Consider the following 10,703-nt stretch of genomic DNA (forward strand, 5'->3'; position numbering starts at 1 on the left):
GGACGCCGCCGGCACGGCCCGGCCGCCGGCGGCGCCGCGGATCAGGGCGCCTGCAGCGCCGGCAGCAGGGTTTGCGGGTTGCCGTCGCCCGGCTGCGGCTGCACGCCCACCAGGCGCGCCAGCAGCGGGTAGACGTCGACGTTGTCGAACACCGGCAGGCGCAGGCCGCGGCGGAACGCCGGGCCATGGGCCAGGAACACCGCGCGCATCGACGGAAGGTCCGGGTCGTAGCCGTGCGCGCCCGCGTCGCGGCGGCCTTCGGCATTGCGCCGTTCGATCATCGCCCGCGGCAGGGCGTTCCAGCCTTCGTCCATCTGGCACACGATCGGCGGGATGCGCGGGTGGCTGCCGTAGTGCAGGCGCGCCGGGATGCGCTCCTTCTCCCAGCACTGGTACTGCGCGTGGCGGCCGGGCAGGCGCGCGCGCAGCACGTCCCCGTATCCGGCGCGCGGCACCAGGCCGATCACCTGGCCGATGCTCACCACCTCGGCCTCCTCCATCGCGGCGATGTCCTCCACCGCGAGGAAGTTCCGGGCGTCGGCCATGCCGTGGTCGGACACCACCACCACGTTCGGGACCACGCCGGCGGCCTCCAGTCGCGCCAGCAGCTGGCCGATGGCCGCGTCCACCGTGCGGATCGCCGCGCGGGCCTGTTCCGAGCCGGGGCCATGGTCGTGGCCGGCGCCGTCGACCATCTCGAAGTACATCGCCACCAGCCCGGGGCGCGGCCCCTGCGGCGTCGCCACCCACGCGGCAACCCGCTCGACGCGCTCGTCCAGCGGGATGTTCGCGTCGAAGGCCTGGCCCTGGCGCGGCAGCACGCCGTCGCGCTCGGCGGTGGCGCCCGGCCAGGCCCACACCGCGGTGGCGATGCCGGCGCGCTCGGCCGTGGTCCATAGCGGCTCGGCCTGCCACCAGCCGGCGACCGTGGCCGCCTGCTTGTCCGCGACCACGAAGCGGCCCAGCTGCGGATCCTTCATCGAGTTGTGGACCACGCCGTGGTGGTCCGGGCGCAGGCCGGTCACCAGGGTGTAGTGGTTGGGGAAGGTGAGCGCCGGGAAGGACGGGCGCATGCCCTCGGCCTGCACGCCTTCGCGCGCCAGGGCGTCGAGCACCGGGGTATCGCCGCGGCCGAGCGCATCGGCGCGCAGGCCATCGACCGAGACCAGCAGCAGCGGGGTGTACGCCGGCTCCTTGGCGGTGCGGGCGGGAGCGGCCGCGCAGGCGGCCAGGGAGAGCAACAGGAACAGGAAGGCGCCGAGGCGCGGCAAACAGGACATCACATGGGGAGAGGGCAAAACAGGTGCGGAAGCTTGGCAGATGCGCGTTGCCGTCCGCCAGCCTTGACGTGCACCGGCCAAACCGCGCCTGAGCGGTTCCCGAGCGCCGGCTGAAGCAGCCCGCGCTCCCGCCGGCGCGGCTGCCGCCGCGCGCGTTATAACGGGGGCGTATCCATACGGAGCGCCGACCCGATGCCGATCCCGCGAGCCGCACGCCTCCCGGCCCTGGCCATCGCGCTGTGGCTGGCCCTGTCTCCGCTGGCCCAGGCCCAGTCCGTCACCCCCGACCGCTACCGCCAGCGTGCCGGCGACCAGGACACCCGTGCGCAGACCTGGGAACGATCGCGCCAGGCCGCGGAGCAAGCCCGCCAGCAGCAGCTGGACGCCAGCCGCCGCGCCGCCGCCGAGCGGCATCGCCTGGCGCTGGAGGACAACCGCCGTCGGATGGAGGCCGACCGCGCGCGCGCCGAGCGGCGCATGCTGCACGCCGCCTCGCCCGAACAGCGCGAGCGCTACCGCCAGGAGTTCGAGGCCCGGCGCATCCAGTACGAACGCGAGCGCGAGGAGATCGAGCGCGCCCGCGAGGCCGAGGAGCGCCGCCTGCAGCGCCAGCAGGAAGCGCCCCGCGCCGGCCACTGAGCCACCGCGCCCCGCGCTGCACAACGGGCCGGTGCGGGGCCGCTGCGATAATGCCGGCACCTTCCATCCAGGTGTACCGGCATGTCCGATCCACGCCACGATCCCTCCCGTGTCGTCCGCGCGCCGCGCGGCAGCCAGCTGACCTGCCGCAGCTGGCTGACCGAAGCCCCGTTCCGGATGCTGCAGAACAACCTGGACCCGGACGTGGCCGAGCGCCCGGAGGACCTGGTGGTGTACGGCGGCATCGGTCGCGCCGCGCGCGACTGGGAATGCTTCGACGCCATCCTCGCCACCCTGCGCGAGCTGCGCGACGACCAGACCCTGCTGGTCCAGTCCGGCAAGCCGGTGGGCGTGTTCCCGACCCACCCGGACGCGCCGCGGGTGCTGATCGCCAACTCCAACCTGGTGCCGCACTGGGCCACCTGGGAGCACTTCAACGAGCTCGACCGCAAGGGCCTGATGATGTACGGCCAGATGACGGCCGGATCGTGGATCTACATCGGCTCGCAGGGCATCGTCCAGGGCACCTACGAGACCTTCGTGGAGATGGGCCGCCAGCACTACGGCGGCGACCTCACCGGCAAGTGGATCCTGACCGCCGGCCTGGGTGGCATGGGCGGCGCGCAGCCGCTGGCGGCGTCCATGGCCGGCGCCAGCAGCCTGACCATCGAGTGCCGGCAGAGCCGCATCGACTTCCGCCTGCGCACCGGCTACGTCGACGAACAGGCCACCGACCTGGACGACGCGCTGGCGCGCATCGGGCGCTACACCAAGGCCGGCCAGGCCCGCTCGATCGCCCTGCTGGGCAATGCCGCCGACGTCCTGCCGGAGCTGGTGCGGCGCGGCGTGCGCCCGGACGCGGTCACCGACCAGACCTCGGCGCACGATCCGCTGCGCGGCTACCTGCCGCAGGGCCTGACCGTGGCCGAGTGGGAGGAGGAACAGGAGGTGGTGCCGGAGCGCGTGCAGGAACTGGCCCGCAGGTCCATGCGCGTGCACGTGGAGGCCATGCTCGCGTTCCAGCGCATGGGCGTGCCGGTATTCGACTACGGCAACAACATCCGGCAGATGGCCTTCGATGCCGGCTGCAAGGATGCGTTCGACTTCCCCGGCTTCGTGCCGGCCTATGTGCGTCCACTGTTCTGCCGCGGCGTTGGCCCGTTCCGCTGGGTGGCCCTGAGCGGTGACCCGGAGGACATCGCCAGGACCGACGCCAAGGTCAAGGAACTGATACCGGACGACCCGCACCTGCACCGCTGGCTGGACATGGCCGCCGGGCGCATCCGCTTCCAGGGCCTGCCGGCGCGCATCTGCTGGGTCGGCCTGGGCCAGCGCCACCGCCTGGGCCTGGCGTTCAACGAGATGGTGCGCAAGGGCGAACTCAAGGCCCCGGTGGTGATCGGCCGCGATCATCTGGACAGTGGCAGCGTCGCCAGCCCCAACCGCGAGACCGAGGCCATGCGCGACGGCAGCGACGCGGTCAGCGACTGGCCGCTGCTCAACGCCATGCTCAACGTCGCCGGCGGCGCGACCTGGGTCAGCCTGCACCACGGCGGCGGCGTGGGCATGGGCTACTCCCAGCACTCCGGCGTGGTGATCGTGTGCGACGGCAGCGAGGCCGCCGACCGCCGCCTGGAACGCGTGCTGTGGAACGATCCCGGCACCGGGGTGATGCGTCACGCAGACGCGGGCTACGAGATCGCCATCGACTGCGCGAAGGAGCAGGGGCTGCAGCTGCCGATGCTGGGGCGGTAGGACCGAGGGCGCCGGGGGGCGGTGGTACGGCCGTGACGGTCGTTCCCGTCGCTTCAGTGGTCGCCAGGTTGCCGAATTACCCGGAATGCCGGAGGGACTGAGGGACTGATGGACTGAGGTCAAGGCACGGCGGCGGTCGCCGGGGGCGCCCTGGCGTGTGGCCTGCTGCCGTCCCGCCCCCGGTCCTGGCCCTCGCGGGCCAGCACCTCCTCCTTTACCTCCCGGCAGCCGGCACACGCCATGGCGCTTCTGGCGTGGCGGGACGCGGGACGGTGGTGCGGGGCAGCCTCGACCTGGGGGGGCAGCCGGCCGGGTAGAGGCCAGAAACGGTTGATTGTGTGATTCCCACCCGGCGATGAGTGGCAATCGCTGGCGCGCGAGCGATTTCGATACGCGAACGAATGGAAATCAGTGGCCGTCGAGCAGTTTCCATACGCGGATGAATGGAAATCACTGGACGCCGAGCGGTTTCCATACGGCGACGGGTGATCAAGACTGGCGCGCCAGCGATTTCCATACGACGGTGAATGGAGATCGCCGGCGTCCTAGTGATTTCGATACGCGCGCGCATGGAAATCAGCCGACGGCCAGTGATTTCCAGTCGAGGCCCGGTGGCAGACATTGGCGCGTATCCGGCGGCAGGGCACGCGCGGGCAGGGCCGTCAACGGTCCAGCGGACTGAGCACACCGAGCGCGCCGCGGTTGAGCACGTGCGTGTAGATCTGGGTGGTGGCCACGTCCTTGTGGCCCAGCAGCTCCTGCACCGTGCGGATGTCGGCGCCGGACTCCAGCAGGTGCGTGGCGAAACAGTGGCGCAGGGTGTGCGGGGTGACCGGCTTGTCGAAGCCGGCTTCGCGCGCCGCCCGGCGCACCGCCGACTGCAGCACCTTCTCGTCGATATGGTGGCGCCGCCTCACCCCGTCGCGCGGGTCGACCGAAATGCGCGTGGCCGGGAACACGTACTGCCATCCCGGCTCCGCGGCCGCGTTGGGATACTTGCGTGCCAGCGCGTGCGGCAGGTGCACCCGGCCCAGTCCGCAGGCCAGGTCGCGCGCGTGCAGCAGGCGCACCTCCGCCAGCTGGCGCAGCAGCGCCTCGCGCAGCGCGCCTGGGAGCACCGTCATCCGGTCCTTGCCGCCCTTGCCATCGCGGATGGTCAGCTCGTTGCGCTCCAGGTCCACGTCCTTGACCCGCAGCCGCGCGCACTCCATCAGGCGCAGCCCGCTGCCGTAGAGCAGCCCGGCCATCAGTGCCTCACGGCCAGACAGCCGCTCCAGCAGCCGCACCACCTGCGCGCGCGACAGCACCACCGGCAGCCGCCGCGGCCGCTTGGCACGGACCACGTTCTCCATCCACGGCAGCTCGATGCCCAGCACCTCCCGATAGAGGAAGAGCAGGGCGGCCAGCGCCTGGTTCTGGGTGCTGGCGGCCACGTTGTCCCGCGTCGCCAACCCGGTGAGAAACGCCTCCACTGCCGCCCCGTCCAGCTCCGCCGGATGCCGCGGCAGCCACGCCCGGACATACCGGCGGATCCAGTACAGATACGCCTGCTCCGTGCGCAGGCTGTAGTGCTTCAGGCGCAAACGCCCCCGCACCTGGTCCAGCAACCGGGGCGTCCCGTCCCGTGCTACACCCCCTGATATCGCGGTCTGCTCGCCCTCATAAGACATATCGCGGCCTCCTTGCCGTCGAAACCGCAAGGGTGCCGCGGCGGCAAGCAGGTCACCATCAGGCAAATGCCTGATTCGAGTAAGACTTCGTCAATTGACGCGGTAAGGGACCCAGCCGCAGACTCGGGGCTACACCCCGGTTTGGGGTCTACTGGTAGTTAGGCATAAAGGAGCAAGAATCTTGCGAATTACAAGAAAAGCTTTCATCAGGCTTGCTATAACGATTGTGGTTGGGGCCACCGGTGGAGAAATCTTTGCTCGGTACTGCTTGGGCTTGGGAACGCCACCTCTTTTAATAACTCATCCGCAAATCGAATATATGTATAAGCCAAATCAGGATGTTATGAGGTTTGGAAATCGCTTCATTGTCAATCAATATGGGATGCGCACGGCGCCGTTTGATGCACACAAGACTGATGATGGCGAATTTCGGGTTATGGTTTTTGGGGATTCTGTCTTGAATGGTGGGAATCAAACAGATCATGTAGCTCTCGCAACAACCCTGCTACAGAATAGATTAACCGAAAATCAAAAGGCAGTTGTCGGGAATATTTCGGCGGATAGTTGGGGGCCGGGCAATTGGCTTGCCTATGCCAAGGAGTACGGCTTTTTTGATGCCAATGTCGTTGTATTAGTCATTTCAAGCCATGACTATGCTGACAATCCTACATTTGGAGCCCTCAATGAGAATACACATCCAACCAAGAATCCAGCATCCGCACTTCTTGAGGGAGTCACAAGATACTTGCCGCGTTACCTGCCCCAAGTTGACGCAGGCAGAGCGGTCAATGAATCAGACCGATTTGAAGAAAAGCCAAGTGAAAATGAAGTTCAACGGGGACTCAACGATCTGATGACCTTTTTGGAGTTAGCGCGAACAAGTTCAGCGAAGATCGTGGTGCTTCAACATTGGGAGAAGTCAGAAGTAGAACGAGGGATTCCCAAAAATGGACACCAGCGCATCCGACAAGTTTGCGAGTCAATCGGTGTGCCTTGCATATCGTTGGAACCATACTTTAGTCAGGCGATTAAGAACGGTAATAATCCGTATCGAGACAATATTCATCCAAACCAAATTGGACAGAAGCTTATCGCCGATGCGCTATTTGAAAACCTGCCTAACACGGCGCTCCAGCGGACGCGCTAACGCGCGCCGCTGAGCTTGGACGTTAGGCATCACACCGATTACCGTCTCGCATCAAACACATGGAGAATTTAATGAGCACGGACACATTCAAGGCATCAGTCCAGTACAACGACCTCACAGGCAGCGCCGCTGCCGACCGCGCCGACATGTCGGATGCAAGTGTGTGGCTCAAGAAACATGGCCTCATCAATGACAATGAACTTCTAGTTGGCTACGAAATCTACGTTGGCCAACTATCAACGGGGCCGACTGACAAAGTATCCATATCTACTACATTTCTTCTCGCACAAACGAGCGCAATGGATTCGTTCTCAAGTTCGGTGAAGGGTGGAGGAAGCATCAATCTTAGAAAGGTTACTCAAGACCTCTCGCCTGAAGAGCTTTTTTCGCTATTCAAGAGGTTCAACGTAACCCTGTCTTCTGGCGGACTGCTTGAGGGTCGTGAGTACAAATACACAGAGCGTGATGCCTAACAATTCATTCAAGCCGACGCCGCTTCGCGGCGCGGCTTAATTCAGGCGTTAGGCCCCGCGTGAATTGCCTCGGAGGTTCGGATGATTGACTTGGAAGAAGATGAGCGCAATTACCTTCTAGAGATGCGCGCACTGACCACTAACGCAAACGGAGAGGAGGTCTTTGCTGGCCTCACGGTTGACGAGTCAGTCTTCTATGCCAGCTACATCAAAAGAGCTAGAGCTGGCGACATAGCAACTCCGGTCGAGACGGACAGATACATCCTGCTCAACCACAAACATGAGACGGTCAGGCGCGGCATTATTAGTGATGAAGCTAGGCTTCGGATCGACAATCCTCTACGTCACTAGCAGACACACTAGCCATTTGGAACCGCGCTACGAAGATAAGGAGAAAAAATGATCGGTATTGTTCTTTATCTGGCTGTTGCCGCCGCGCAATCATCGCCAAGCCAAACACCAGGCTCAAATGCCAACATGCCGGCGGTTACATCTTTTATGGGCATTCCCATCGGCGTACCAGCCAGCGATCTTCAAGAATGTCCAACAAAGATTGTTGGAGCAATGCCTGAGTATAAGATTCGTGGCACCGTTATGTACGACTACTCAAGCGGCGGCCTCCCATGCTGGACCGGAACCTCTCCTGGCCAACCAATGGGAGGCCCACTTGTTCAAGTCGTACCAAAATCCACCAACCGCCCAGATGGAACCAGGATAGTTCATGCTTACGTCGCCGGCGACATGATTGAGGGCGTCTGGGTCGCTACAACCGGAATCGAAAGCCAAGAATCACTATTTAGCAAGCTCCGAGAGCAGTTCGGCGAACCCTCCAGCGTGCAACGAGTAGCAATTCAAACAATGATGGGCATGGAGGCAACAAAGATTAAAGCCACATGGAATGCGCCAAACGGAGTAACCATCGACTTCAATGGGGTCGAGGACAAGATAAATGAAGGCGGCATTTACGTTAACACCGCAGCAGGGAAAGCAGCCATTTCCAGCAAAATAGAACACAAGTCCTTTTAAATACATGATCCGTTCAACGCATCAGCGGGAGTGCTATCCGCCGCCTGCGGGGCCTAACAATTCATTCAAGCCGACGCCACTTCGTGGCGCGGCTTAATTCAGGCGTTAGGCCACGTGAAAAACATTGTCATTGTCTGTGCGGACGTTGGCGCGGTGGCGAAAGGAAACTTTGGCTGGTGGTCATCTCTCGGAGAAAGCGGCACTAGGCCGTCAACTCTTGCTAGACACGTCAGCGCTGCCTTGGACTCCGGCAAGCCGGTTGCCCTTGGGTTTGAATGTCCGTTGTTCGTACCGCTGGTCGATGATGAGCTTCGCCTCACTAGTGCTCGCCCTGGCGAAGGGAGCCGCCCTTGGAGTGCTGGAGCTGGCTGCGGTGCGCTCACTACGGGTCTGGTGCAGACTACTTGGGTACTTCAAGAGATTAAGAGGCAACTGGCGCAAGTCACCTCGGTCTTTTTGTCTTGGCACGAGTTCTCCGCTTCGCAATCGGGCTTGTTTCTCTGGGAGGCGTTCGTCACTGGAAAGGCCAAGGGTGATAGTCATACAGCCGACGCAAGACTTGGGGCTGAGGCTTTCGCCTGCGCCCTTCCAGACCCAATGAGCTGCAATGCGGTCACATGTGCAAACGGCGTCCACTCCTTGGTCGGAGCAGCGCTTCTTCGTACAGGCTGGTCAGATGATCTGCGCTTGCTTCAAGAACCTTGTCTTGTAGTGCGTGCACATGTGGCCTAACAATTCGTTCAAGCCGACGCCGCTTCGTTCCGCCAAGCACATGGCAGATACAGCTTGCCATGTGCTTGGCTCCACTGCGCGGCGCGGCTTAACTTAGGTGTTAGGTGGTCATGGGACTCTTCGACTTCCTCAAGAAGAAGGCTGCTCCGCCTGTCGAGGCAGAAGAGAGCTTCGAGGAGTTCGCCGCCCGCCTTCAGGCTGATTTTTCCAAGAACGATCACCTGGGCAAGGCAGCCATTGCGGGGTCAAAGGCTCAGGAGGCTGTGGCGTCCGGACAGTTCGATGTCGCTTGGGGGTTCTATCAGGACCAAAAGCAACACTATCTGCAACACGCCTCCCGTTGCGGCTTCACCAAAGCACAGCTGCTCGCGCTGGATGCCTCCGTGAGCGAGCCCATGGCAAACATTCTTAGGCTGGAGAATAGGCACTACGATGCCTTGGTGCACATTGTTTATTGGGTGGCAGCATCGCAACGAATCACAAAGTCGCAGCAGCGAAAGCTTCCGGCATACTTCAATCGCTGCCGGTTCAAGACGGTCACCCTCTCTCATCTCAACGAACTCGTTGAGGCGTCTAGGGTAGATCCAGATTTTGTTCGTATCAGAGACGTGATTGGTGGTTGGCGGGATAGCGGCTGACCACCTAACCATTCATTCAAGCCGACGCCGCTTCGCGGCGCGGCTTAACTCAAGCGTTAGGCATCACCCATGGCATTCTCGATTTCCCCAGGCGACAAGCGCGACATTGCCAAGACACTCGGCAGGCGTCACAAGGACTTTTCATGGTCAGAGGATTTCTTCCTAAATCTGATCGAGAAGAATGAGACAAAGATGGATGTGTATTGGTCCGTTATCGCATTGCGCGATTGTGGTACTCCACGGTCAATCCCATCACTTAAAAGCCTCGCAACGCACCCATCCCAGGACGTAAAAGCAACGGCGATGCTGACCATCGCCCGCATTTCCAGATCCTCTGAAACTGAGTATTACGCCCTGAAGTTACTGGACCCTTCATATCGTGCAAAGTCGTATGCCCTTTGGGCCATTGCAGCTTACGGAGATGAGCGCGCAACTGATGCTGTGCACCAATACGTTAAGAAAAATCACAAAAAGCTAGCTGAGCCGAGCATCGACGCAAGAGAGACGTATGACATCATCTCGTACTTGTACCGGACACTCGGAGCTGCCAAGGCAGCACAACTATTCGCTAGTGATTATGTCTTTATCAGGACATCACTTGCCAAGTCCCTTAGCCGCCTCCCACCCCGCAACAGGGACAGGTTCGCGGCTAGGTATCCGGAAATCGACATCTCACTGGCAAGCAGTGATGCCTAACAATTCATTCAAGCCGAACCCGCTTCGCGGGTCGGCTTAATTCAGGCGTTAGCCGTCAGGGAGGAATCATGGCCAACGGAAGCGACCATCTGCAAGAAAAGGTGCTGGCCAGCGGACTGATGACGATGGCCGCGGGAAAATCATCCGCCGTCATTGACAGCTTTGTCAGCTGGCTCATCGCAGGCGCCGGAGGTGCGATTGCGTTGGTGATTGGCAATCTGCCAGGGATCGGCCAACACCTTGACGTCGCCGTAGTCTCTTGCGCTTCCATCATCTATTTGATCGCGGCAGGCCTGACCGTGGTGGAAAAGTTCTTGGCCGCTGTTGTTATGGGCGCAGCGGAGAGCGCGTCCCAAGCCAAAGATTTCATACGCGATCTACCGCCGGATGGAAATCTCGACATGGAGGTGGTTTTTCGCGAGTTCGAGAGCGCCACTTTCAGGCCAATGCGATGGTTCATGTCCAAGTCCTTTGCAAAGGTTAGGAGCGGGGACTTCACTGCTTCCGCTAAGAACTTTGCTAGGTGCGACGTCCCCCCGCCTTCAGTAGCGGGGCGATTTAGAGTCCGGGGTGGATGGTAGCCGATGCCAGTTGCTTCGCGTAGGCGCTCGGTGTCAGCCCGCCCAATGCCTTCTTTGGCCGCTCCT

11 protein-coding genes are annotated in these 10,703 nt (G+C 62.4%); 9 read left to right on the plus strand and 2 right to left on the minus strand.

Going from position 1 to position 10,703, the window contains the following annotated elements:
- Positions 1–41 precede the first annotated feature (41 nt).
- Positions 42–1,280 carry an ectonucleotide pyrophosphatase/phosphodiesterase gene (locus tag EIM48_RS10010; protein ID WP_233581672.1) on the minus strand — a complete coding sequence of 413 codons (1,239 nt, stop codon included), beginning with the start codon at positions 1,278–1,280 and terminating at the stop codon, positions 42–44.
- Between the two features lie 192 nt (positions 1,281–1,472).
- Here EIM48_RS10010 and EIM48_RS10015 point away from each other — a divergent pair, with 192 nt between their 5' ends.
- The gene (locus tag EIM48_RS10015; RefSeq protein WP_028914767.1) at positions 1,473–1,919 is read left to right on the plus strand and encodes a hypothetical protein; all 447 of its coding nucleotides are present in this window, start codon (positions 1,473–1,475) and stop codon (positions 1,917–1,919) included.
- Positions 1,920–2,000: 81 nt separating this feature from the next.
- Positions 2,001–3,674, plus strand: coding sequence for a urocanate hydratase (gene hutU, locus EIM48_RS10020; RefSeq protein ID WP_125111560.1), 1,674 nt, complete (start codon positions 2,001–2,003; stop codon positions 3,672–3,674).
- A 662-nt stretch (positions 3,675–4,336) separates the two neighbouring features.
- Here hutU and EIM48_RS10025 read toward each other — a convergent pair.
- On the minus strand, positions 4,337–5,344 hold the full coding sequence (locus EIM48_RS10025) for an integron integrase (protein ID WP_125111561.1): 1,008 nt from the start codon (positions 5,342–5,344) through the stop codon (positions 4,337–4,339).
- 181 nt (positions 5,345–5,525) lie between these two features.
- Here EIM48_RS10025 and EIM48_RS10030 point away from each other — a divergent pair, with 181 nt between their 5' ends.
- From EIM48_RS10030 to EIM48_RS10060, 7 genes are all read left to right on the plus strand, one after another.
- Entirely contained in the window at positions 5,526–6,491 is a 966-nt protein-coding gene (locus tag EIM48_RS10030; protein ID WP_125111562.1) for a GDSL-type esterase/lipase family protein, read from the plus strand.
- A gap of 71 nt (positions 6,492–6,562) precedes the next feature.
- Positions 6,563–6,964 (plus strand): hypothetical protein, encoded by a 402-nt coding sequence (locus tag EIM48_RS10035; protein ID WP_125111563.1) that lies wholly within the window; start codon positions 6,563–6,565, stop codon positions 6,962–6,964.
- An 81-nt stretch (positions 6,965–7,045) separates the two neighbouring features.
- Entirely contained in the window at positions 7,046–7,315 is a 270-nt protein-coding gene (locus tag EIM48_RS10040) for a hypothetical protein (protein WP_125111564.1), read from the plus strand.
- 48 nt (positions 7,316–7,363) lie between these two features.
- Entirely contained in the window at positions 7,364–7,990 is a 627-nt protein-coding gene (locus tag EIM48_RS10045; protein ID WP_125111565.1) for a hypothetical protein, read from the plus strand.
- Between the two features lie 842 nt (positions 7,991–8,832).
- Positions 8,833–9,360 carry a hypothetical protein gene (locus EIM48_RS10050; protein ID WP_125111566.1) on the plus strand — a complete coding sequence of 176 codons (528 nt, stop codon included), beginning with the start codon at positions 8,833–8,835 and terminating at the stop codon, positions 9,358–9,360.
- A gap of 69 nt (positions 9,361–9,429) precedes the next feature.
- A complete protein-coding gene (locus EIM48_RS10055; RefSeq protein ID WP_125111567.1) occupies positions 9,430–10,056 on the plus strand; it encodes a hypothetical protein in 627 nt (208 codons plus the stop codon).
- Positions 10,057–10,124: 68 nt separating this feature from the next.
- Positions 10,125–10,637, plus strand: coding sequence for a hypothetical protein (locus EIM48_RS10060; RefSeq protein ID WP_125111568.1), 513 nt, complete (start codon positions 10,125–10,127; stop codon positions 10,635–10,637).
- Positions 10,638–10,703 lie beyond the last annotated feature (66 nt).

The organism is Pseudoxanthomonas sp. SGNA-20 (assembly GCF_003931635.1).
GTDB lineage: Bacteria > Pseudomonadota > Gammaproteobacteria > Xanthomonadales > Xanthomonadaceae > Pseudoxanthomonas.